Source organism: Brenneria izadpanahii, assembly GCF_017569925.1.
Classification (GTDB): domain Bacteria; phylum Pseudomonadota; class Gammaproteobacteria; order Enterobacterales; family Enterobacteriaceae; genus Brenneria; species Brenneria izadpanahii.
Genome location: NZ_CP050854.1, coordinates 1,116,144 through 1,138,389 on the forward strand (window position 1 = coordinate 1,116,144; position 22,246 = coordinate 1,138,389).

20 protein-coding genes and 1 pseudogene are annotated in these 22,246 nt (G+C 56.3%); 12 read left to right on the plus strand and 9 right to left on the minus strand.

The genetic code is table 11. The features are described 5' to 3' along the window. The first annotated feature begins 213 nt into the window (after positions 1-213). From HC231_RS04905 to fadK, 3 genes and pseudogenes are all read left to right on the plus strand, one after another. Positions 214-1,502: pseudogene (locus HC231_RS04905) on the plus strand (FAD-dependent oxidoreductase). After that, complete coding sequence (locus HC231_RS04910) at positions 1,499-1,792, plus strand: ferredoxin family protein (protein WP_208229981.1); 294 nt, start codon at positions 1,499-1,501, stop codon at positions 1,790-1,792. Before HC231_RS04905 ends, HC231_RS04910 begins: the two are co-directional and overlap by 4 nt. A gap of 124 nt (positions 1,793-1,916) precedes the next feature. Then, positions 1,917-3,578 carry a medium-chain fatty-acid--CoA ligase gene (gene fadK / locus HC231_RS04915; protein WP_208229982.1) on the plus strand — a complete coding sequence of 554 codons (1,662 nt, stop codon included), beginning with the start codon at positions 1,917-1,919 and terminating at the stop codon, positions 3,576-3,578. Positions 3,579-3,609: 31 nt separating this feature from the next. Here fadK and HC231_RS04920 read toward each other — a convergent pair whose 3' ends face one another. Both HC231_RS04920 and HC231_RS04925 read right to left on the minus strand, forming a co-directional pair. Further along, positions 3,610-4,377 carry an amidohydrolase gene (locus tag HC231_RS04920; protein ID WP_208229983.1) on the minus strand — a complete coding sequence of 256 codons (768 nt, stop codon included), beginning with the start codon at positions 4,375-4,377 and terminating at the stop codon, positions 3,610-3,612. Further along, a complete protein-coding gene (locus HC231_RS04925; protein ID WP_208229984.1) occupies positions 4,365-5,522 on the minus strand; it encodes a pyridoxal phosphate-dependent aminotransferase in 1,158 nt (385 codons plus the stop codon). Before HC231_RS04925 ends, HC231_RS04920 begins: the two co-directional genes overlap by 13 nt. Positions 5,523-5,675: 153 nt before the next feature. Here HC231_RS04925 and HC231_RS04930 point away from each other — a divergent pair, with 153 nt between their 5' ends. From HC231_RS04930 to HC231_RS04950, 5 genes are all read left to right on the plus strand, one after another. Further along, positions 5,676-6,290 (plus strand): methylthioribulose 1-phosphate dehydratase, encoded by a 615-nt coding sequence (locus tag HC231_RS04930; protein WP_208229985.1) that lies wholly within the window; start codon positions 5,676-5,678, stop codon positions 6,288-6,290. Then, positions 6,287-6,991, plus strand: a complete 705-nt coding sequence (gene mtnC / locus HC231_RS04935) for an acireductone synthase (RefSeq protein ID WP_208229986.1) — start codon at positions 6,287-6,289, stop codon at positions 6,989-6,991. The genes HC231_RS04930 and mtnC overlap by 4 nt, the downstream gene beginning before the upstream one ends. Further along, complete coding sequence (locus tag HC231_RS04940; protein ID WP_208229987.1) at positions 6,988-7,533, plus strand: 1,2-dihydroxy-3-keto-5-methylthiopentene dioxygenase; 546 nt, start codon at positions 6,988-6,990, stop codon at positions 7,531-7,533. Before mtnC ends, HC231_RS04940 begins: the two co-directional genes overlap by 4 nt. Before the next feature lie 95 nt (positions 7,534-7,628). Continuing rightward, positions 7,629-7,862, plus strand: coding sequence for a type II toxin-antitoxin system Phd/YefM family antitoxin (locus HC231_RS04945; protein ID WP_208229988.1), 234 nt, complete (start codon positions 7,629-7,631; stop codon positions 7,860-7,862). Further along, entirely contained in the window at positions 7,859-8,245 is a 387-nt protein-coding gene (locus tag HC231_RS04950; RefSeq protein ID WP_208229989.1) for a type II toxin-antitoxin system VapC family toxin, read from the plus strand. The genes HC231_RS04945 and HC231_RS04950 overlap by 4 nt, the downstream gene beginning before the upstream one ends. A gap of 49 nt (positions 8,246-8,294) precedes the next feature. Here HC231_RS04950 and mtnA read toward each other — a convergent pair whose 3' ends face one another. Continuing rightward, positions 8,295-9,335 carry an S-methyl-5-thioribose-1-phosphate isomerase gene (mtnA, locus tag HC231_RS04955; protein WP_208229990.1) on the minus strand — a complete coding sequence of 347 codons (1,041 nt, stop codon included), beginning with the start codon at positions 9,333-9,335 and terminating at the stop codon, positions 8,295-8,297. Positions 9,336-9,479: 144 nt separating this feature from the next. Here mtnA and mtnK point away from each other — a divergent pair, with 144 nt between their 5' ends. Further along, positions 9,480-10,682 carry an S-methyl-5-thioribose kinase gene (mtnK, locus tag HC231_RS04960; RefSeq protein WP_208229991.1) on the plus strand — a complete coding sequence of 401 codons (1,203 nt, stop codon included), beginning with the start codon at positions 9,480-9,482 and terminating at the stop codon, positions 10,680-10,682. 42 nt (positions 10,683-10,724) lie between these two features. Here the strand turns inward: mtnK and yajD are convergent, their stop codons facing one another. The 3 genes from yajD to fadE all read right to left on the minus strand — a co-directional run bounded on the left by yajD (position 10,725) and on the right by fadE (position 15,655). Beyond that, positions 10,725-11,078: a YajD family HNH nuclease gene (gene yajD, locus HC231_RS04965; protein ID WP_208229992.1), complete on the minus strand. Its 354-nt coding sequence runs from the start codon at positions 11,076-11,078 to the stop codon at positions 10,725-10,727. A 129-nt stretch (positions 11,079-11,207) separates the two neighbouring features. Next, complete coding sequence (locus HC231_RS04970) at positions 11,208-12,926, minus strand: ABC-F family ATP-binding cassette domain-containing protein (RefSeq protein ID WP_208229993.1); 1,719 nt, start codon at positions 12,924-12,926, stop codon at positions 11,208-11,210. A gap of 287 nt (positions 12,927-13,213) precedes the next feature. Continuing rightward, a complete protein-coding gene (gene fadE, locus HC231_RS04975; RefSeq protein WP_208229994.1) occupies positions 13,214-15,655 on the minus strand; it encodes an acyl-CoA dehydrogenase FadE in 2,442 nt (813 codons plus the stop codon). 321 nt (positions 15,656-15,976) lie between these two features. Between fadE and lpcA the strand changes: the two genes are divergently transcribed. Then, complete coding sequence (lpcA, locus tag HC231_RS04980) at positions 15,977-16,561, plus strand: D-sedoheptulose 7-phosphate isomerase (RefSeq protein WP_208229995.1); 585 nt, start codon at positions 15,977-15,979, stop codon at positions 16,559-16,561. A gap of 34 nt (positions 16,562-16,595) precedes the next feature. Next, on the plus strand, positions 16,596-17,363 hold the full coding sequence (locus tag HC231_RS04985) for a class II glutamine amidotransferase (RefSeq protein ID WP_208229996.1): 768 nt from the start codon (positions 16,596-16,598) through the stop codon (positions 17,361-17,363). Here HC231_RS04985 and dpaA read toward each other — a convergent pair. After that, a complete protein-coding gene (dpaA, locus tag HC231_RS04990; RefSeq protein ID WP_208229997.1) occupies positions 17,334-18,065 on the minus strand; it encodes a peptidoglycan meso-diaminopimelic acid protein amidase in 732 nt (243 codons plus the stop codon). The two genes, HC231_RS04985 and dpaA, sit on opposite strands and share 30 nt — an antisense overlap. Positions 18,066-18,364: 299 nt before the next feature. Continuing rightward, entirely contained in the window at positions 18,365-19,135 is a 771-nt protein-coding gene (locus tag HC231_RS04995) for a class I SAM-dependent methyltransferase (protein ID WP_208229998.1), read from the minus strand. Between the two features lie 141 nt (positions 19,136-19,276). Here HC231_RS04995 and dinB point away from each other — a divergent pair, with 141 nt between their 5' ends. Next, on the plus strand, positions 19,277-20,335 hold the full coding sequence (gene dinB / locus HC231_RS05000; protein ID WP_208229999.1) for a DNA polymerase IV: 1,059 nt from the start codon (positions 19,277-19,279) through the stop codon (positions 20,333-20,335). 27 nt (positions 20,336-20,362) lie between these two features. Here the strand turns inward: dinB and pepD are convergent, their stop codons facing one another. Then, the gene (pepD, locus tag HC231_RS05005; protein WP_208230000.1) at positions 20,363-21,823 is read right to left on the minus strand and encodes a beta-Ala-His dipeptidase; all 1,461 of its coding nucleotides are present in this window, start codon (positions 21,821-21,823) and stop codon (positions 20,363-20,365) included. Positions 21,824-22,246: the final 423 nt, after the last annotated feature.

The window sequence follows — 22,246 nt, forward strand, 5'->3', positions numbered from 1 at the left end:
CCATGTGAGTTCCGCCGTTTTAGACCTGATAGATTCCGGGTTGCAGGACAAAACGCGACGCAACGCGTTGCCTCTTTACCGGCGAGGCTCATGAGTGGGCCTCGTAACGCGACAACCGAGAGACAAATTCGCCGGGAACGAATTTGATCGGCCGGCGCGCCTGCAACTTGCAAGATAAAAGGTAGAGCCGCGGCGGGATAGGGAGCCGAGACAATGTCGGAAGAAAAATTCGATGCCATCGTGGTCGGCGCAGGCTGTGCGGGCTGCGTCGCCGGTTACGTCATGGCAAAAGCCGGGCTGGATGTACTGGTCATCGAGCGCGGCAGTGCCGCCGGCAGTAAAAATATGACCGGGGGGCGTCTCTACGCGCACAGCCTGGAAAAAATCATGCCCGGCTTCGCGCAGGAAGCGCCGGTTGAGCGAAAGGTCGTCCGGGAAAAAATCTCATTTCTTACGGACGAAAGCGCCGTCACGCTGGATTTCCATAGCGAACAGCCGGATATCGCGTCGAAAGCGTCTTACACCGTGCTGCGCAACCAGTTCGACCCCTGGCTGATGGAAAAAGCGGAACAGGCCGGGGCGCAGTTTATTCCCGGCGTCCGGGTCGATTCCCTGCTCAGGGAAGGCCGCCGGGTAACCGGCGTACAGGCGGGCGAAGATTCGCTGGAGGCCAATATCGTCATTCTGGCCGACGGCGTTAACTCGCTCCTCGGCCGTTCTATCGGGATGGTGCCGGCGGCGTCGCCTCATCACTACGCCGTGGGCGTTAAAGAGGTGATATCTCTGTCGCCATCTCAAATAGAAGAGCGTTTTGGCCTTTCCGCCGGTGAAGGCGCGGCCTGGCTGTTCGCCGGTTCGCCGTCAAACGGTCTGATGGGGGGCGGGTTCCTTTACACCAACCGGGATTCCCTTTCGCTTGGGCTGGTCTGCGGCCTGGGCGACATTGCCCACGCCGATAAAAGCGTGCCGCAGATGCTGGAAGATTTTAAACAGCATCCCGCCATCCGTCCGCTGATTCAGGGCGGCTCGCTGCTGGAGTATTCCGCGCATATGGTGCCCGAAGGGGGCTGGTGATGGTGCCGCCGCTGGCGGACGACGGCGTGATGATAGTGGGGGACGCGGCCGGTCTGTGCCTGAATCTGGGCTACACCGTCCGTGGTATGGATCTGGCCATCGCTTCAGCGGAGGCGGCGGCGCTGACCGCTATTGAGGCTAAGGACAGTCAGGATTTTTCCGCCGGCGGATTGATGGCGTACAAGAAGAAACTGGAGCAAAGTTTTGTGCTGCAGGATATGCATCTTTACCGCAAGCTGCCGGCGCTGATGGAAAATCCGCGCTTGTTCAGCCAATACCCGCGGATGGTCGCCGACATCATGACCGATATGTTCATTATCGACGGCAGTCCCGGTAAGCCGATGCGTTCAAAACTACTGACCCGGTCCAAACAGGTCGGACTGATGAATCTGCTGAAGGATGGCATCAAAGGGGCGAGTGCGCTATGAGCAGCAAAGATACGGTAAATGTGGATGTAAAACTGGGCGTCAATAAATTCAGGGTGGATGAAAGCAATCCGCACATCGTTCTGGTGGAGAACCCCGATCCGGAGCAGTTTCGCAAACTGGTTAACGCCTGTCCTGCCGGCCTCTATAAGCAGGACGACGAAGGCAATATCCATTTTGACTATGCGGGGTGTCTGGAATGCGGAACCTGCCGGGTGCTCTGCGGCGATACCATCCTGCAAAAATGGGAGTACCCCCAGGGCACTTTTGGCATTGAATTCCGTTTCGGCTAATCCCTTTCATCGCAGATTCGTACTGGCCGGCTGCGCATTCTTTATGCGGGTTGAGACTCGACACGCCGGCTATTGACGATAAAACGATACAGCATCTTGCCGTCTATCACTGAGAATAAAAAGAATGACCGTCACCATAAAATTCAACGCTGCGCGCAGGGACGAATACCGACAACAGGGATACTGGGGAGACGCTTCACTCGCCGATTATTGGCATCACGCGGTTAAAACCGTACCGGAAAAGATCGCCGTCATCGACAATCAGGGAACATCCTATAGCTACGCCGATCTGGATCGGGCGGCGGGGCGTTTGGCCGCTTATCTGCTCGACTGCGGCATTATGCCGGGCGACAGGGTCGCTTTTCAGCTTCCGGGCTGGTGCGAGTTCACGCTGATCTATCTGGCGTGTCTGAAAACGGGGGCGGTCTCCGTTCCTCTGCTGCCCGCTTACCGCGAGACGGAACTTATCTGGATCCTCAATAAGAGCCGGGCCCGCGTGCTGTTCGTCCCAACGATGTTTAAAAACGCCAACCCGGTGGAGAGGGTCGCTCCGCTGCGCTCCCAGCTTCCGCATTTACAGCAGGTGGTGGCCGTTGATAAGCTAGCGCCCGCCGCGTCGTCCCCGGCGCTCAGCCAACTGCTGCAAGACTACTCCCCGCTGGAAAACCCCGTTAAGACGCATGGCGATGAACTGGCCGTGGTGCTGTTTACCTCCGGTACGGAGGGCGTGCCCAAAGGCGTTATGCTCACCCATAACAACGTCCTTGCCAGCGAACGCGCCTATTGCGCCAGGCTGAATCTGACCTGGCTGGATACGATATTGATGCCCGCGCCGCTGGCTCATGCCACCGGTTTTCTGCACGGCGTCACCGCGCCCTTTATCATCGGCGCCCGCAGCGTGCTGCTGGATATTTTTAATCCGGCGGAGTGTCTCGCCTTGTTGGAACGGGAACAATGCACCTGCGTGATGGGCGCCACGCCCTTTGTTTACGATCTGCTGTGCGCCGTGCAGCAACGGCATTACGACCTGTCTTCACTGCGTTTTTTTCTGTGCGGCGGCACCACCATTCCTAAAAAAATCACCCGCGACTGTTTACAGGCGGGCATCAAATTGCTGAGCGTCTACGGCGCGACGGAGAGTTCGCCCCATGCCGTCGTCAAACTCGACGATCCGCTGTCGCGCGTGATCAATACCGACGGCGCCGCCGCCCCCGGCGTTGAAATAAAAGTCGTCGATAAGGAGCGTAAGCCGGTTCCTTACAACGAAGAGGGGGAGGAGGCATCCCGCGGTCCCAATGTTTTCATGGGATATCTGGATGAACCAGAGCTGACCGCGCGGGCATTGGATGATGATGGCTGGTACTACAGCGGCGATCTCTGCCGGATGGATGAAGAAGGCTACATCAAAATCACCGGCCGGAAAAAAGATATCATCGTCCGCGGCGGCGAGAATATCAGCAGCCGGGAGGTGGAGGAGATCCTGATGCAGCATCCGCGCGTGCGTGACGCCGGCGTCGTCGCCATGCCGGATGAGCGTTTGGGGGAGCGTTCATGCGCCTATATCGTTCTGAAAGCGCCTTACCGGACGCTGACGCTGGAAGAGGTGGTCGCCTTCTTTAGCCGCAAGCGGGTCGCCAAATACAAATATCCGGAACGCGTGGTCATTGTCGAAAGCCTGCCGCGCACGGCGTCCGGGAAAATAAAGAAGTATCTGTTGCGTCAGGACATCATCAGCCGGCTGTCTATTTGCTCCGATGACGCGGGCGATTTGTACTCCCCACACTGAAAGCGCGGCGTTCTTTGTTATCAAGGCCGGTTTACAGCGTAAACCGGTCCGCGTCACGCCAGGCGGGAAAGGCTTCGCGGTAGCTTTGCAGCGTCTCCAGCGATAGCTCGGCGTCCAGCCGGGCCGGCCGGTTCGGCGGCGCAAAAGCCAGCGTTTCCCCCAGGGCGTTAATGATAAGACTATCGCCCTGATAGCTGTGGCCGTTGCCGTCGCTGCCTACGCGGTTACATCCGGCGACATATGCCTGATTTTCAATCGCCCTGGCGGCCAGCAGCGTTTTCCAGTGCGCCGCGCGCGGCGCCGGCCAGTTGGCCACATACAGCAATAGATCGTAATCCCGCTGATTGCGCGACCACACCGGAAAGCGCAGGTCATAACAGATCAGCGGACAGATCCGCCAGCCGCGCCACTCAATAACGGCGCGTTCGGCGCCGGCCTGATAATACTGATGCTCGTTCGCCATCCGGAACAGATGACGCTTATCGTAGTGATAAACGTTGCCCTGCGGATCGGCCAGCAGGAAGCGGTTGACCGCGCCTTTGGGCGTGCGCACGGCGACGCTGCCGCCGACCAGCGCATTATTGCGCTGCGCCCACTGATGGAGCCACTTCTCAATCACCGCCTGCTCGATTCCCTTTTGAGCCGCATCCATAGAAAAACCGCTGGTAAACATCTCAGGCAAAACGATCACGTCGCGCCCGGCGATACCGGCCAGCAGCGTATCGAAATGGTTCAGGTTGGCCGTGGCGTCCAGCCAGGTCAGCGGCTCCTGCAATAGGGTAATTTTCAAAGTCGACATAGGCGCTCCGCTGCGGCATCCAGCGTAGACTCCTGTTTGGCAAAGCATAACCGAATCAGCGTATGCGGGAAGGGTTCGGCGCAAAATACCGACAGCGGAATGGCCGCCACGCCGACATGCTCGGTTAACCAACGGCAGAAGCTGACATCGTCCCGATCGGAAATCGCACGGTAATCCGCCAGCAGGAAATAGGTGCCTTCACAGGGCAGGGTTTCAAAGCGGCTGGCCGCCAGCGCATTCACGAAACGATCGCGGCGGGCGCGATAAAAATCGGGCAGGGCGCGCCAGTGATCGGGCTGTTCCCGCAGCATATCCGCAATGGCCAGCTGCGCCGGCGTATTGACCGCGAACGTCAGGTACTGATGAATTTTACGCACTTCGGCGCTCAGCGCGGCGGGCGCGATGCAGTAGCCCACTTTCCAGCCGGTCATATGAAAGGTTTTGCCGAATGAGGAGACGGCAATGGCGCGCTGACGCAGTGACGGATGGGCCAGCACGCTGGCGTGTCCCTCGTTGGCGAAGCATATATGCTCGTACACTTCATCGCTCAGCACGTAGATCTCGCGTGCGGCAATGGCCTGCCAGAGCTGCTGGAAATCCTCTTTCCGCCATACGGTGGCGGAGGGATTGTGCGGCGTATTCAGGATCACCAGACGAGTGCGATCGCTCAGCAGACCGGAGAATTCCGCCCAGTCGACGCGGAACGCCGGCGGTTGCAGCGCAACGCGTTTTAGCTTGCCGCCCGCCAGCTCTACCGCCGGGGCGTAGCTGTCGTAGCTGGGATCGAAACAGATGACTTCATCGCCGGGGCGCACCAGCGCGGCGATGGCGGCGAACAGGGCTTCCGTCGCGCCGGCCGTGACGGTGATTTCCGTATCGACGTCCGGCCGCCAGCCATAAATCTCGGCGGTTTTCTCCGCAATCGCCGCCCGCAACGGAGCGACGCCGGTCATTGGCGCATACTGATTATTCCCCTGGCTGACGTGGTAAGCCAGACGTTGCTTCAAATAGTCCGGGCCGTCAAAATCAGGAAAACCCTGCGACAGATTGATGGCTTTATGCTGCTGAGCCAATGCGCTCATCTGCGTGAAAATGGTGGTGCCGAGGGAAGGCAGTTTACTTTCGGGTATAAGTGCGGCGCTCATGACTGAATAGGACTCCTGCAGGCCTGTGTTGCTAGCCAATATAACACGATGCTAGTATTTGGCAATCAAGACGCTTGGACGTTTAAACGGCTAAATGCCATTAAATGCTAAGTCATAACTAAAAGTACTAAGTACTGGTAAATAGGAAGTTTCATGACGGAAAACCTGCAAATTACGGCACTACTCGCCGCCTGCCATTGGATCGGACAAAAAGGCTGGTGTCCGGCGACCGGCGGCAATATGTCTGTGCGCCTTGATGAGCATCAGTGTCTGATTAGTGCGTCAGGCAAGGATAAAGGCGGCTTACAGGCTGATGATCTCCTGCTGGTGGATATCGCCACCAACCATGCGCCCAGCGGACGTACGCCGTCGGCGGAAACCGGACTGCATACGCAACTGTACCGCGCCTATCCGCAGATCGGCGCCGTGCTGCATACCCATTCGGTCAACGCGACCGTGCTCTCCAGAGTGGAAACCGCTCCAGAACTGGCGCTGCAAGGCTATGAGATGCAAAAATCGCTGGCGGGGCAGAAAAGCCATTTGGATCGCGTAGCCATCCCGATTTTCGATAACGATCAGGATATTGCGGCGCTGGCGCGTGAAGTGGCCGCCCGGAACGAGCGTCAACCGCTGCGTTACGGTTTCCTGGTGCGCGGGCATGGCCTTTACTGCTGGGGCGAAAGCGTAGAAGAGGCGCGCCGTCACCTTGAGGGGCTGGAGTTCCTGTTCCAGTGCGAACTGCAGCGCCGTCTGCTGGAGGCCAGATGAGTAACCGGAATGCGATTAAAGCCATAGTGACGGATATCGAAGGCACCACCAGCGATATTCGTTTCGTGCATAACGTGCTGTTTCCCTATGCTCGCGCCCGTCTGACGGAGGCGGTGCAACGGCAGGAGCATGATAAGGATATTGCTCAGTCGCTGGCGGCGTTGCGGCAGGAGCTGGGACAGCCGGACGCGGATCAAACTACGCTGATCGCGGCATTGAACCGTTTCATGGATGAGGATCGCAAATCGCCGGCGTTAAAGCTGCTACAGGGCGTTATCTGGCGCAGCGGCTATCTGAACGGCGATTTTCGCGGTCATGTTTATCCGGAGGTGGCGGCCCAACTGGCGGAGTGGCGGCGGCAGGGCATCCGGCTGTATGTCTATTCGTCCGGTTCGGTTGAAGCGCAACAGCTACTGTTCGGCTACAGCGAGGCCGGCGATCTGCGCCCGCTGTTCAGCGATTATTTTGATACCCGCGTCGGCGCGAAACGTGAAGCGACGTCCTACCGCGCCATTGAGCAATCCATCGGCCTGCCCGCCGGTCAGTTACTGTTCCTGTCGGATATTCGTCAGGAGTTGGACGCCGCGCGGCAGGCCGGATGGCATACCTGTCAGCTGATCCGTAGCGACGCTGATGACTTGAGCGGCCATCGTCAGGTGGCTCGTTTTGACCAGATCGATTTACAGGAGTATTTCCCATGAGTGCACTGACCATCTTTAGTGATAGCGATGCCAGCCAACCGATTTGGCAAAGTCAGGATGCGGAGGCTATCCGCCGACAGTTGGCCGATATCGGCGTGCGTTTTGAGCGCTGGCAGGCGAACCAGACGTTAAGCGCCGACCCGGATTCCGCAGAGGTGCTGGCGGCCTATCAGCATGAAATAGATCGCCTGGTGGCGGAAAAAGGCTACCAGAGCTGGGATGTCATCAGTATGCGGGCGGATAATCCGCAGCGCGCCGAACTGCGCACCAAATTTCTGGCCGAGCATACCCACAACGAAGATGAAGTGCGTTTCTTCGTTGAAGGCGCCGGGCTGTTTTGCCTGCATCTGCAAAGCAAAATTTTCCAGATCCTGTGCGAGAAAAACGATCTGCTGTCCGTTCCGGCGGGCACCGCCCACTGGTTTGATATGGGGCCGGAACCGCACTTCACCGCCATTCGCCTGTTCGATAACCCGGAAGGCTGGATCGCGCATTTCACCGGCGACAAGATCGCGGATGCGTATCCGAAGCTGGCGGGCTGAATGCAAGCCGTTTTTTAAATCCCACTCGCGCCAGTTTGACTGGCGTTTTTTTTTACCTCATTATAGATTAGCTAATCTAGCTAAGGAGGTGAATAATGACAGTTCAGGCCAATATGCATGAAGCCAAGTCCCGGCTTAGCCAGCTTGCGGATAAAGCGGCGGAAGGGGAGACGGTGATTATCGCCAAGGCGGGTAAGCCTTATGTCCAGCTTATCCCTGTATCTCAGGGCGACAGAACGCCGGGCGGGTATGAGCATCGTATCGCGATGGATCGCCGTTTTGATGAGGCAGATGGGGATATTCAGAGGATGTTTGAGGCGGATGAATGAAACGTCTGTTGATCGATACTCATGTATTTATCTGGTGGCTGACGAATGATCCGGCGCTGGGGCCGATCGCCCGGAGTTCAATTGCAAAAGGAACTAACAGCGTATTCGTCAGCGCGGTGACGCCTTGGGAAATAACCATAAAGCGCTCCATTGGCAAACTACAGTTTGATGCGGATTTTGATGAAGCCATGGAACGTAATAACTTTTACGCGTTGTCGATCTCCCATGCTCATGCTGAACAGGCAGGGGATTTACCACGACATCATGGTGATCCGTTTGACCGTATGCTTATCGCTCAATCTCAAATGGAAGGCTTGACGCTGGTTTCCGCCGACACCGTCTTTTCCCAATATGGTATCCGGCTGCTCAATGCAAGAAGCTGAACGGCATAAATATTGGATACGCCAATCCTCCGACTGGCGTTGATATCAATCAGGCTTTCTTTTCCCCCAGCGCAGAGTGAAATATCCCGTCTTTCACCGCCTGCGGCGTCACGATGCCGGTATCCAGCACCCAACCGCTGATTAATGCCGCCGGCGTCACGTCAAAGGCCGGGTTGTAGACCGGCGCATCCTGCGGTGCCCAGCGGCAGCGGCCGAAGCTGCCTGAGACGCCGGTGACTTCATCGGCGGCGCGTTGTTCAATGGGAATGGCGCCGCCGTCCGGACATGCCGGGTCGTGCGTGGTATGCGGCGCGGCAACGTAGAAAGGGATCTGGTGATAGTGCGCCAATACGGCCAGACTGTAGGTGCCTATCTTATTGGCGACGTCGCCGTTGGCGGCGATGCGGTCCGCGCCTACCCATACCGCGTCTACTTTGCCCTGAGCCATCAGGCTGGCGGCCATTGAGTCGCAAATCAGCTGATAGGGGATTCCCAGTTCTCCCAATTCCCAGGCGGTAAGGCGTCCGCCCTGTAGCAACGGCCGGGTTTCATCCACCCAAACCTGGGTAATCTTTCCCTGTTGATGCGCGCGCAACAGTACGCCGATGGCGGTGCCGATGCCGGCGGTCGCCAGGCCGCCGGTGTTACAGTGGGTTAACAAACGGCTGTCCGGCGCAACCAGCGTGGCGCCGTGAACGGCTATTTTTTCGCACAATCGGCGGTCTTCCTCGACCAGCCGCAGCGCTTCCCGCTGCATGGCGCGGACGAATTGCGGCTGCGCCAGCGCCGCTTTCATCCGATCCAAATTATTCATCAAATTAACCGCGGTGGGGCGGGCGGCGCGCAGCGTTTCCAGCGCCTCCGCCAGCTGCGCTTGGGTCAATCCTTGTTCCGCCAGCAGCGCCAGCAGCAGGCTGGCTGATAGGCCGATAAGCGGCGCGCCGCGCACCCGTAACGCCTGAATATGTTCGACCAGCGTCGTCACGTCCGGGCAGGGCAGCCAGCGCGTTTCCTGCGGCAGCGATTGCTGATCGAGGATCCAGAGCCGGCCGTCAGCCATCTTTAAGCTGGTGGTGTTAAGTTTCTGCATGATTGGTTAAATCCATGTTGCGTTATTGCGTCGATTTTCTTATTCTGCCAATACGCGAAACAGATGTATAGACGTCCAAACGCTTTTATGTCCAAAAGTTGTCTTTCTAAAACATCGTGAATGTAAAACAACGAGGGGTTGGCAATGTCACCTTACCGCACCTTTACGGCGGATGATGCCGTGGAATATGCCCGCCGGTATGGCGGAGTGAGCGATCCGCAAGCGCTGATCGCCGCAGAAGAAATTGGCGACGGTAATCTGAATTTGGTATTTAAAATTCGTGATGCGCAGGGAATAAGCCGGGCGATCGTCAAGCAGGCGCTGCCCTATGTGCGTTGCGTCGGCGAATCCTGGCCGCTGACGCTGGACCGCGCGCGTATCGAAGCGGAAACGCTGCTGACGCACGCGCGGTTTTGCCCTCAGCATACGGTTACCGTACTGCATCATGATGCGGAACTGGCGGTAATGGTGCAGGAAGATCTTTCCGACCATCGTATCTGGCGCAGCGAGTTGATTAAGGGAATTTACTATCCGCAGGCCGCGGAACAGTTGGGCGAATATCTGGCGCAAACGCTGTTCCATACGTCGGATTTTTATCAGGCTCCGCATGATAAAAAAGCGGCGGTGAGCCGGTTCACCAACCCTGAATTGTGTCAGATCACGGAAGATTTGTTCTTTACCGACCCTTATATCGATCACGAAAGAAACCGGTTTGAAGCGGTTCTGTCGGCGGAGGTGCAGGCGCTGCGCGGCGATCGGGCATTGAAGCTGGCGGTGGCGGAATTAAAGCACCGCTTTTTGACCAAGGCGGAAGCGCTGCTGCACGGCGATATCCATAGCGGCTCGATCTTTGTGGCGCAAGAGCGCTTAAAGGCGATTGACGCCGAGTTCGGCTTTTATGGGCCGATAGGGTTCGACGTAGGTACGGCGTTGGGCAATCTGCTGCTTAACTACTGCGGCTTACCGGGGCTGCTGGCGCCGCGTGAAGCGGCGGCGGCCAGAGAGCAGCGGCTCGGCGATATCCGCACGCTGTGGAATACCTTCGCCGAGCGTTTTTCGCTGCTGAACCGCCATCACGGCCGTGAGCCCTCTTTGGCCGCGTCAGGTTACGCCGAGCAATTTTTACGGCAGGTATGGCGTGATTCCGTCGGCTATTGCGGCACGGAACTGATTCGCCGCACGATAGGGCTGGCGCACGTCGCCGATCTCGACAGTATTCAGGATGACGACGCGCGGGCGGCGTGCCAGCGTCATGCGCTGCATCTCGGCCGGACGTTGATTCTTGCCGCGCCGCATATCGATAACGTGGATGAACTGCTGGCCCGCGTGCGTCAAAGCGGGGCATAAGTCCGTTTCTCTGCTTCGGGGCGAGCCGTCGCCCCCTGGCGCTTACTTTTTCTTCCCTTTCTCCATCAACGCCTTCAGATCGGCAAAGGGGTTATGCGTCGCGACGCCGACATCTTTCTGGGCGTCTTCGCCCGCCACCACGGTCGAGCCATAGGTATCCGCATCGGTGTATTTCGAATGTTCGTGATCGTGACAGTACAGGCACAGCATTTCCCAGTTGCTGCCGTCTTCCGGGTTATTGCTGTGGTCGTGATCGATATGGTGAACGGTCAGTTCACGCAGGTTGGAATAGACGAATTCGCGTGAGCAGCGCCCGCATACCCACGGAAAGAGTTTCAGCGCTTTTTCACGATAGCCGCTTTCGAGCTTCGCGTAGTTCTTGGGGATATATGCCATGTGCCGATTGCCAATATAAAGGAAATAAGGGTTATTTTAGCTGATTTTCGGCTTGGATCATCTCATCGGAAACATCAATGGCAAAATGAATTTTATTGCATCCGCCCCTGACTCGCAGGGGCGGATGGGTTATTCCCGTTCCAGACGGGCGTTAAGCGCGTCAATCTCCCGTCGCCATTGTGCCTGCCGTTGCGGCTTCTGGTGTTTTGGCTTACGCGCCAGATCGTCCGCCAGCAAGGTTTCGAGCGTAATCAGTTGTTCCAACAGATTGTCGCTGTCCATCTCTGGCTTAGCCGCCGTCTCGGACGGTTGGTCGCCGGGCGCGTCAACTGCGTTATCGCGTAAACGCGCGAAAACCGCCTCAACATCGTGCCATTCGCTCAGTTCGCCGTTTTCAACCAGCCAAAAGCGGTTACAGCTTTGGCTGATTAAATCGCGATCGTGGCTCACCAGCAGCACGCCGCCTGCAAATTGCGCCAGTGTTCGCGCCAGCGCCTCTTTGCCGTCCATGTCCAGATGATTGGTCGGCTCATCGAGCATCACCAGCCCATAGCGCGCCAGCGACATGCCGACAAACAGCAAGCGCGAACGCTCGCCGCCGCTCAGCGTACTGACTTTTTGCCCGTGACGAACCCAGGCGAAACCGGCGCTAATCAACGCTTGTTTACGCGCATCCGGAGCCGGCGCGAAAGGCTCAAGGGCATCGAACAGCGTATCGTCATCGTTAAGCTGATGCAGCGTCTGGTCGTAATAACCGAGCGTCACGCGTGGATGGAGCGTCAAACCGTCGGATAAACCCGGCTGTTGGTTATGTCGCCAGATAAGGCGCAACAACGATGATTTTCCGCAGCCGTTGCGCCCCATAATCGCCACGCGATCGCCGCTTTTCAGCCGCGCCAGCGGCAGGGTAAAGAGCGGCGGCAGGCCGACGGCAGGGGCGACCGGCAACTGCGTCATTTCCAGCAGGCGATCGGCTCGCAGCGCGTCGCCCTGTAATGACAGCACCCACTGGCTGCCCGCGGTGACATCGGTTTGGCTCTCTTTTAGCCGCTCGACCTGTTTTTCCATCTGTTTTGCTTTACGCGAGAGATCTTCGTTATCGTAAACCTGACCCCATGTCGCCAGCCGTTTCGCGCTGGCGGTAATGCGGTCGATCTCTTTTTGTTCGGCTTTTTGCCGGAGCGCATCGGTCTCATCGCTGTCGGCCAGCGCCTGACGCGCGGCGGAGCAGGTAAGCGCGAAGCTGTGCAGCGTCCGATCGCGCAGAACCCAGGTGCTGTTCGTCACGGCATCCAGTAACCGGCAGTCGTGAGAAACCAGTACGAAACTGCCTGACCAGTGACGTAAAAAATCCTCCAGCCACAGCAGCGTCGGTAAATCCAGATGGTTGCCCGGTTCATCAAGCAGCAACAGATCAGGGTGTTGAATCAACGCCCGCGCCAGTAATAAGCGCGTATGCTGCCCACCGCTTAATGTGCCGGTACACAACGACTGGTCGTTATCATCAAACCCCATCGAGGCCAGAAGCGCCTGCGCCTGCCAACACTGGTTTTCCCGTTCCGCTGGCGGAAACTGGGCCAGCACCGCCTCCAGCATGGTGAACGGGAGCAGATCTTCCGGTAAATGTTGTTCAACACGCGCCAGCAGGCACCGTCGGGCAACGGAATACAGACCGGATGTGGGCGGCAGCGATCCGTCGAGAACTTTTAACAGGGTACTTTTACCGCAGCCGTTGTAACCAATCAGGCCAATGCGGTCGCCTTTTTTGACGGTAAAAGAGATATCGCGAAACAGCGAACCGAACGCCGTATCGACATGGAGGGATTGTGCAGTTAGTAATGTGCTCATTGCTTACTCAAGAGTTACAGACGCGTATACGCCTCGTCAAACATCGCTGACGATAACCCGGTAAGCCCGAGAGAAGGGATTCAGTAGTGGACTTCGCTCAAGCCAAAGTTATCGCAGCACGATACCGATAACGCTTGAGTGGCGACGATCGCCAAGGTGATGTGAAGTGTAAAACAGTTCACAGCGCAGCATAGTTATCCTCCTTTTCATTTTCCAGTATGTGATTGGGTGAGTGAATTGTAGCGGGAGTTGAACGCATTGGCTACGCGATATAGACATCGGGGCCGTTACGCCGCCTGCGTTTTTTGCGGCGGCTCGCGTTGCGGCCGCGCTGCCGCCAGCGCATCGGCGGCGAAGTCGTCAACCTTAATCGAGCGTAAGCGGCTGGCTTCGGCTTTGATAAGTATTTGGGCTTCATCCTCGGTAATATTCCCTTCCGCCAGCGCCTGTTCGGCCAGCTCATCCAGCCGCATAAACGGCAGATGCTTACCGGCGGCTTTCGCTAAGCGCTGATGAATCGGCTCCGCCGCGATAATATCCCGCAGCGTTTCTTCCAGCAGACCGACCGGATTGTGCTTGCCGGCGGCCAGATATTGTCCCCGCCCCAAACGGCTGCGAGTGGAAGAGGGGGTCAGCAGTAGCTTCGCCACTTCATGATCCAAACGATCGGACGGCGCTGCATTGCAGCGGCCCAGCGGCAGAAGGAGGCGTTGCAGTAAGGCGGACGCGGCGCGGTCAGGAAAATTGCGCAGCAGGTCGGCTAACGCCTGTTCCGCCTGGTAAAGACAGTCTTGAACGCCCCAGTGCACCAATGGCAGATCGGCTTGCTGGCGTCCTTCCTCGTCATAGCGTTTCAGCGTGGCGGAGGCCAGGTAAAGCTGGCTGAGAATATCTCCCAGACGGGCGGAAATACGTTCGCGCCGTTTCAGGCCGCCGCCCAGTATCGCCATGGAGATATCGGCCAATAGCGCCATATTCGCGCTGAGGCGGTTCAGCCGCTGATAATAACGTCGAGTCTCGTCATTAACCGGCGCGCGGCTCAGGCGGCCGTTGGTTAAACCAAGCCACAGACTGCGTACTGCGCTGCCGCCAATGTGGCCGATATGACCGAACAGCGCGCGATCGAAACGCGGAAGATCCCCATGCAGCGCCGCCGCCATCTCTTCCAGCACATACGGATGGCAACGGATCGCCCCCTGACCGAAAATAATCATGCTGCGGGTCAGAATATTCGCGCCCTCAACGGTAATGGCGATGGGGGAACCCTGGTAGACGCGGGCCAGAAAGTTGGAGGGACCAAGGCAGATGCCTTTTCCTCCGGTAATATCCATTGCGTCCATCACCGCGCGCTGACCGCGCTGGGTACAGTGATATTTTACAATGGCGGATAGCACCGCCGGTTTCTCACCCAGCATAATTCCGTTGGTAATCAACGTTGAGGCGGCATCCATCACATAAAGGTTGCCGGCGATGCGCGCCAGCGGTTCCTCTATCCCCTCCATCTTACCGATAGGAACTTTGAACTGACGGCGAATACGAGCATAGGCGCCGACGCCAAGGGCGATTGATTTCAGTCCGCCGGTGGCATTGGCCGGCAGCGTGATGCCGCGCCCGACGGACAGGCATTCCATCAGCATTCGCCACCCTTGTCCGGCCATTTGCGGGCCGCCGATGATGTAGTCCAGCGGTACGAAGATGTTTTCCCCCTGGGTCGGCCCGTTCTGAAACGGGATGTTCAGCGGGAAATGACGACGGCCGATTTGTACTCCGTCGGTAGCGGTGGGGATAAGGGCGCAGGTAATGCCCATATCTTCCGTTTCTCCCAGCAGATGGTCCGGATCGTACAGTTTGAAGGCCAGACCGAGCACGGTGGCTACCGGCGCCAGCGTGATGTAGCGCTTATTCCATGTCAGGCGCATGCCCAGCGTCTGTTTACCCTGCCAGAGTCCATAACACACCACGCCGCTGTCCGGAATCGAACCGGCGTCGGAGCCCGCTTCCGGGCTGGTCAGCGCAAAACAGGGAATTTCCTGACCCCGCGCCAGACGGGGCAGATAGTAATCTTTCTGTTGGTCCGTGCCGTAGTGTTGCAGCAGTTCCCCCGGGCCCAGCGAGTTGGGCACGCCGACGGTGATCGCCAGAATACTGGAGACGCCGGCCAGCTTTTGTAGCACTAGCGCCTGAGCGTAGGCGGAAAACTCCAATCCGCCGTACTGCTTTTTGATGATCAGCGCGAAGAAACGATGCTGTTTCAAAAACGCCCACAATTGCGGCGGCAGGTCGGCAAGCTCGTGGGTAATTTCAAAATCGTTCGCCATACGGCAGGCTTCTTCGACCGGCCCATTAATGAAAGCCTGTTCTTCGGCGCTCAGCCGCGGCGGCGGATAGTGATGCAGTTTTTTCCAGTCCGGCGCGCCGCGGAACAATTCCCCTTCCCACCAGGTGGTTCCCGCATTGATGGCCTCTTTTTCCGTATTCGACATCGGCGGCATGACTTTCTGAAACCGAGGCAGCGCGGCGGCCGAGAAGAATTTGCGGCGCAGCGGCGGAACGTTGAACGGCATCAGTAAGACAACCAGCGGGATAATCAGCCAGACGGGCCATACCGATATGACTGACATGATTGCAAAATAGGCCAGCAGAATCACGCTGCCTAACAGCAGGTTGAGCCGATGGTAGAACATGGCGCCGATGATGATCGATAAGAGAAGAATGCTGACAGCAACCATTGCGTGTCTCCAGCGTTGTCGTCGAATTCAGAAACGCATTCCATCCGCTTTCTTCTGGCCGTTACACCCAATGGAAGCGTCGCTGGCTGACAACAGGTCTGACCTGTGGGTTATGTTTGTTGTAGTTTAGCTGCCGATTTTTATCAATTTGTTTACATCATAATTACAACTAAACTCACAATCTAAGACGCTATCCGGCATTTTCTGATTGCCGTCAGCGATCCTGACGATCGTGACATTGCGCGCTTCTCGCTGTTTAGGCGATCCGCTACACTGCATAACAGAATATGATGATGTCACCGGACAAATTGAGAGGATTCCATGTATCAGGACTTAATCCGTAGTGAGCTGAAAGAAGCGGCGGAAACGCTGAATGCGTTTTTGAGTGATGATGCGAATATTCAGTCTATTCAAAATGCGGCGGTACTGCTGGCCGATGCATTTAAATCAGGCGGGAAAGTCATTTCCTGCGGTAATGGCGGTTCCCACTGCGATGCGATGCATTTTGCCGAAGAGCTGACCGGCCGCTATAGGGAAAACCGTCCGGGCTACCCGGCGATTGCCATTTCTGATCCGAGCCATCTTTCCTGTGTCAGCAACGACTTTGGCTATGATTTTGTTTTTTCTCGTTATGTTGAATCCCTGGGCCGTGAAGGCGATGTGCTGTTGGGGATCTCAACTTCCGGCAACTCCGGCAATATTATTAAAGCCATCGCAGCGGCTAAGGCCAAAGGCATGAAAGTTATCACGCTGACGGGCAAAGACGGCGGCAAAATGGCCGGTACGGCGGATGTGGAAATCCGCGTGCCCCATTTCGGTTACGCCGACCGTATTCAGGAAATCCATATCAAGGTGATTCATATCCTGATCCAGCTGATCGAAAAAGAGATGGTTGCTAACGGATAACGGAAGACGCGCAAGAGAGGTTAAGAGATTTACCATGTGTGAACTGCTTGGGATGAGCGCAAACGTACCGACCGATATCTGTTTCAGTTTTACCGGGTTGGTGCAGCGTGGCGGTCTGACGGGGCCGCACCGGGATGGTTGGGGAATTACGTTTTATGAAGGGCATGGCTGCCGGACGTTCAAGGATCCCCTGCCAAGCTGTAGCTCGCCGATAGCCCGGTTGGTGCAGGACTATCCGATTAAATCCTGCGCTGTGGTGTCGCATATCCGTCAGGCGAATCGGGGATCCGTGGCGCTGGAAAATACCCATCCGTTTACGCGCGAACTTTGGGGCAGGAACTGGACGTTCGCCCATAACGGGCAATTAAAAGGGTATCGTTCGTTAAAAACCGGCACGTTCCGGCCTGTCGGCCAGACGGACAGCGAATATGCGTTCTGTTGGCTGCTGTATCAACTGTCGCAACGCTATCCGCGCACGCCGGGAAACTGGCCCGCGGTGTTTCGCTATATTGCCGGGCAGGCGGATTTGCTGCGGAAAAAGGGCGTGTTTAACATGCTGCTGTCCGACGGGCAATTTGTGATGGGGTACTGCTCCACCAATCTTTATTGGATCACCCGGCGCGCGCCGTTTGGTAAGGCGACGTTGCTGGATCAGGATGTGGAAATTGATTTTCAACAACAGACCACGCCGAACGACGTCGTCACGGTGTTGGCGACGCAGCCGCTGACGGGAAATGAAACCTGGCATAAGATCATGCCAGGCGAATTCGTCTTATTTTGTTTCGGTGAACGCGTAATTTGATACCGGCTTGCTGGTCATCAACGGCGGATTGACGACGTACTGCCCGTTGAACACCGTGATGGCCGGTGGCTGATAATGTTGATTGAAATAGGCATAGCCCGGCTGCAACTGACGCCAGAACGAGTAGTAGGTGGAATTACGGTGGCGTTGCATATTGCGCTCCGTCATGCGGAACGGGTAAATGGCGAGCTCTATTTTCGCCTGCCCGTTAAGCAGCGCCTGTTCGGCGTAACGATAGATCTCGTCAATGTAATTATTGGTCATGGCGTAGCAGCCCACCGAAACGCATTCACCGTGGATCATCAGATAACGGCCGGAATACCCTTGTGATTTATCATATTCGTTGGGAAATCCAATATTAATCGCACGATAATAACGGCTGTCCGGTTTGAGCTGGCGGAGATCGATCTGATAGAAACCCTCAGGGCTTTTCAAATCCCCCTCGATACGTTTCGGCCCAAGACCGCCCGAATATTTACAAATTGGATAATTTTCCAATAAGCGATATTCATTTCCTATTTTTGCGTAGAGTTCTAATACTCTCTCTTCCTTAAATATCTGAATATAGATCGGAGAGCCCAATAATTGCCGCTTTAAATTTTTTGCTATCGGCGCGGGTTCACTGGCTTCACTGGCGGAGCAGGTAACAGCAAGGGATGGCAAAAAAAACAGCATCGCAAATGACAGCGCGATTTTTTGCATTGTTGATCCTGGTAAATAAAAGCTGTGCTACAAAACAACGGGGATAACTATTGTCTGTCTTCCCGTATTCCTTTTGCCATTAGGCGAATATAAAACGGTTTCACATTATCACTGCCTTAATTTTAATCAAGAGTGAAAACCGATAAAAAAGCTAATTTCATGATGAAAGCGTTGCGCGGAGGTTTATCCGCCAGGCTGACTATAAAAAATAGTGTTTAAGGGACAACAGTTTTACGAAAATGACGTTTGCTGCTGCCCATTATTTATTCAGATGGGAAAGCGTAACATGTAATCAGTGATTACAATTTTGTCGCTTCGAACATCATAATATCCGTCACAAAAGAGCCGTCATCCTGTACTTCAAAATGCTGGGCGACTTCCGCGGACAGCGTTTTTTGCAGTTCGCGGATTGCGGCGGCGAAGTGTTCGGGCGTTCGCATGCGCGCGATCCAACTGCCGAACTCCAGCGTCAGACGATCGCTGGCGACGTTACGCACGATAAAGCCGGCATCGGTAAACATCGTCAGCCATTCTCCGGGCGAGTAATCGCGCACGTGGGAAGTATCACGCAGTTTTTCCACGGTCTGTAAATAGATATCCAGCACCGGATGGCCCGGCGATACCACATCCATCATGATGACCAGACCGCCCGGCTTCAGAACCCTGCGGATTTCACGCAGCGCCTGTCCGACATCATGCCAGTGGTGGGCGGAGTAGCGGCTGATAACGATATCGGCACTGGCGTCGGCAAACGGCAGCGACTCGGCGACGCCTTGCTGGGTGCGGATGTTGGTCAAGTTTCTTTGTTCGGCGGCCTGAGCGACGACCTCCAGCATTTGCGCGGAAAGATCATAGGCCACAACGTTCGCCGTCACCTGCGCCGCCGCGAAACTGGCGTGCCCGGCGCCGCATCCCACATCGATAACGCAGGCATGGGGAAAAGGGCTCAGCAAAGCGGACAGACGTTCCAAATCTTTGCCTTGCGCATGCACCGAACTGGTCAGATAGTTTTTTGCCTGTGAACCGAACTGGCGCTCGACGCTATTACTATGACTCTGTTTACTTTCCATCGTGATTCCCATCTCTGATAAAACGGCGGTTTGGCATAGAGACTGACAGATTAACACGGAAATAACATAGGCAAGCTTCCCAACTTGTGCGCAAGAATTTATATATGTATATTTATACAGTACCGTTGTGGGAGGGGGAGCATGCGCAAAATTATTCATGTCGATATGGACTGCTTTTACGCAGCGATTGAGATGCGTGATAATCCGCGTCTGCGCGATATCCCTCTGGCGATCGGCGGCAGCGCCGACCGGCGCGGCGTGATCTGTACCGCCAATTACCCTGCCCGGCGGTACGGCATTCATAGCGCGATGGCGACGGCGACCGCCTTGCGCTTGTGCCCGCAACTGACGTTGCTCTCCGGGCGAATGGAGGTCTATAAAGCCGCTTCTCGCCAGATACGCGACATCTTTGCGCGTTATACCTCGCTGATTGAGCCGCTCTCCCTTGATGAAGCCTATCTGGATGTCACCGATAGCCCCCACTGCAACGGTTCTGCGACGCTGATGGCGGAAGAGATCCGGCAGGCGATTTTCGACGAGCTTAATCTGACCGCCTCGGCGGGAGTGGCGCCCATCAAATTTCTGGCCAAAGTCGCCTCCGAACAGAATAAACCCAATGGCCAGTACGTTATCACGCCGGATAAGGTGGATGCGTTTTTACGGCAGTTGCCGTTAGCGAAGATCCCCGGCGTTGGCAAAGTGACGGCCAAGCGGCTGGAAGAGAAGGGCATGCTGACCTGCGCCGATGTGCGCAATCACGATCTGGCCGAATTATTAAAACGTTTCGGTAAATTCGGGCGGGTTTTGTGGGAGCGCTGCCACGGAATTGATGAACGCGCCGTATCGCCGGACCGGTTACGCAAGTCGGTTGGCGTTGAGAAGACGCTGGCGCGGGATATTCATCACTGGCATGAGTGCGAAGGTTTGATCGAGCAGCTCTATCAGGAACTTGAGTTCCGTTTAAAACGGGTAAAGCCCGATCTGCATATCGCGCGCCAGGGAGTAAAACTGAAGTTCGATGACTTTCGCCAGACCACGCAGGAACACGTATGGCCGGTGTTGAACAAGCAGGATTTGCTTACGCTGGCGCAGCAAACCTGGGAAGAAAGGCGCGATAAGCGCGGCGTTCGGCTGGTGGGGCTACACGTTACGCTGCTCGATCCGCTGATTGAGCGTCAGCTGGTTTTTAATTGGGAGTAAGCGGCTTCGAAAAGCCGCTTGATATAGTTAGGCGCGTTCGGGGATCGCCTTCAGCAATGCGGTCAGCAACTGCCAGTATTGGCCGACGCTGGCGATATGCACCTGTTCGTCCGGCGAGTGCGGCCCGGTGATGGTCGGCCCGATGGAGACCATATCCATATCAGGGTACGGCTTTTTGAACAATCCGCATTCCAGTCCGGCGTGGATAACCATGATGTTCGGCGTTTTATTGAACAATTTCTGGTAGGTTTCCCGCACTAACTGCATCACCTGGGATGTCGCGTCGGGTTGCCAGCCAGGGTAACCGCCTTTGGGCGTGGTCTGCGCGCCGGCCAGTTGACCCAGGGCCGTCAGCGTGCCGACGACGGCATCTTTGCCGCTGTCGATCAGCGAGCGAATCAGGCAGTTAATTTCGGCTTGTTTTTCATCCATGGTAACCACGCCGATGTTGAGCGAGGTTTCAACTACGCCTTTCGCCACGTCGCTCATGCGGATTACGCCGTTCGGCATGGCGTTCAGCAAGGCCAGTAACCGGGCGCTGATGTTTTTGGTCAGCGCTTGGGCGCCGCTGTCCGATGTTTCTACCTGCAGGGACAGGTTTTTCTCCACCGCCGCCAGTTCATTTTTCAATACCGACAGGTATTCCTGACTTTGCGTCTTAAACGCCGCTACATTCGCCGCCGGCAATGCCAGCGTGGCGAACGCTTCGCGCGGGATAGCGTTACGCAGCGTACCGCCGTTCAGAGCCAGAATGCGGATATCCAGTTTATCCTCCTGCTCAAACAGGAAGCGCGCCAGCAATTTGTTGGCGTTACCTAAGCCAAGGTGAATATCGCAGCCGGAGTGGCCGCCTTTCAGCCCTTTGAGCGTCAGTTTCAGCGTCTGATAACCGGCTGGCAGCGCTTCTCGCTCTAATGACAGGCGGGTGATGAAGTCGATGCCGCCCGCGCAACCCATATAAACTTCGCCTTCTTCTTCCGAATCGGTATTGATCAGAATTTCGCCCTGCAACCAGTTGGGCTGCAAACCGAACGCGCCGTCCATGCCCGATTCCTCGGTCATGGTCAGCAAAACTTCCAGCGGACCGTGTTCTACGCTGTTATCAGACAGCACGGCCAACGCGGAAGCCATACCGATGCCGTTATCCGCGCCCAGCGTGGTGCCGCGCGCTTTTACCCACTCGCCGTCAACGTAGGGTTGGATCGGATCTTTGGTGAAATCATGCGCCGTGTCGTTATTTTTCTGCGGCACCATATCCAGATGCGCCTGCAAAACAACCGCTTTGCGTTTTTCCATTCCCGGCGTCGCCGCTTTGCGCAGCAGAATATTACCAACCCGATCGCGCTCGGCATGAATGCCTTTCTCTTTTGCCCATGCAAGGATATGTGCGGCAAGCGCTTCTTCATGATAAGACGGATGAGGGATGGAGCAGATTTTGGCAAAAATGTCCCACAGCGGTTGCGGGGCAAGTTGAGACAGTTCAGACACTATTAAAGTCTCCTTTTCAGCAGGCCTGTCTTCGCGTCTGGCGCGAGGCGCTACAGGTTGAAAGTTAGTCACTATCAGCCATCTATACCTTTAATCTTCCAAGCCGCAGACCCTTTATTACTCGGCTCAGCCGCCGCGTTACGAAGCTCATGAATGGGCCTCGCCAGTAAAAGGCCAACGTTTTGCGTTGTTCAAAACGACGACGTTTTGTTCCGCGCCTTGAAATCTATTGGGCGTATACGTTTATCTTTCAGACCGCCGACTGGCGGTATCCTGAAAGCTACCGGGTTTCGCATGGCGTCTTGCAACAGAATATCACTTTCCGCAGAGGGTAGGGCAAGTTGCCATGAAAAACCGAAGCCGCGTTGCATCGGCCGGCGGTAAAAAGACGAAAACGCAGGCTGAAGGCCAGATAAACCGACC

Excerpts from the sequence above, each read along its gene's own strand:
- HC231_RS04910 (WP_208229981.1), top strand. The coding sequence starts at position 1,499 with ATGAGCAGCAAAGATACGGTAAATGTGGATGTAAAACTGGGCGTCAAT.
- fadK (WP_208229982.1), top strand. The coding sequence starts at position 1,917 with ATGACCGTCACCATAAAATTCAACGCTGCGCGCAGGGACGAATACCGA.
- HC231_RS04920 (WP_208229983.1), bottom strand. The coding sequence starts at position 4,377 with ATGTCGACTTTGAAAATTACCCTATTGCAGGAGCCGCTGACCTGGCTG.
- HC231_RS04925 (WP_208229984.1), bottom strand. The coding sequence starts at position 5,522 with ATGAGCGCCGCACTTATACCCGAAAGTAAACTGCCTTCCCTCGGCACC.
- HC231_RS04930 (WP_208229985.1), top strand. The coding sequence starts at position 5,676 with ATGACGGAAAACCTGCAAATTACGGCACTACTCGCCGCCTGCCATTGG.
- mtnC (WP_208229986.1), top strand. The coding sequence starts at position 6,287 with ATGAGTAACCGGAATGCGATTAAAGCCATAGTGACGGATATCGAAGGC.
- HC231_RS04940 (WP_208229987.1), top strand. The coding sequence starts at position 6,988 with ATGAGTGCACTGACCATCTTTAGTGATAGCGATGCCAGCCAACCGATT.
- HC231_RS04945 (WP_208229988.1), top strand. The coding sequence starts at position 7,629 with ATGACAGTTCAGGCCAATATGCATGAAGCCAAGTCCCGGCTTAGCCAG.
- HC231_RS04950 (WP_208229989.1), top strand. The coding sequence starts at position 7,859 with ATGAAACGTCTGTTGATCGATACTCATGTATTTATCTGGTGGCTGACG.
- mtnA (WP_208229990.1), bottom strand. The coding sequence starts at position 9,335 with ATGCAGAAACTTAACACCACCAGCTTAAAGATGGCTGACGGCCGGCTC.
- mtnK (WP_208229991.1), top strand. The coding sequence starts at position 9,480 with ATGTCACCTTACCGCACCTTTACGGCGGATGATGCCGTGGAATATGCC.
- yajD (WP_208229992.1), bottom strand. The coding sequence starts at position 11,078 with ATGGCATATATCCCCAAGAACTACGCGAAGCTCGAAAGCGGCTATCGT.
- HC231_RS04970 (WP_208229993.1), bottom strand. The coding sequence starts at position 12,926 with ATGAGCACATTACTAACTGCACAATCCCTCCATGTCGATACGGCGTTC.
- fadE (WP_208229994.1), bottom strand. The coding sequence starts at position 15,655 with ATGGTTGCTGTCAGCATTCTTCTCTTATCGATCATCATCGGCGCCATG.
- lpcA (WP_208229995.1), top strand. The coding sequence starts at position 15,977 with ATGTATCAGGACTTAATCCGTAGTGAGCTGAAAGAAGCGGCGGAAACG.
- HC231_RS04985 (WP_208229996.1), top strand. The coding sequence starts at position 16,596 with ATGTGTGAACTGCTTGGGATGAGCGCAAACGTACCGACCGATATCTGT.
- dpaA (WP_208229997.1), bottom strand. The coding sequence starts at position 18,065 with ATGCAAAAAATCGCGCTGTCATTTGCGATGCTGTTTTTTTTGCCATCC.
- HC231_RS04995 (WP_208229998.1), bottom strand. The coding sequence starts at position 19,135 with ATGGAAAGTAAACAGAGTCATAGTAATAGCGTCGAGCGCCAGTTCGGT.
- dinB (WP_208229999.1), top strand. The coding sequence starts at position 19,277 with ATGCGCAAAATTATTCATGTCGATATGGACTGCTTTTACGCAGCGATT.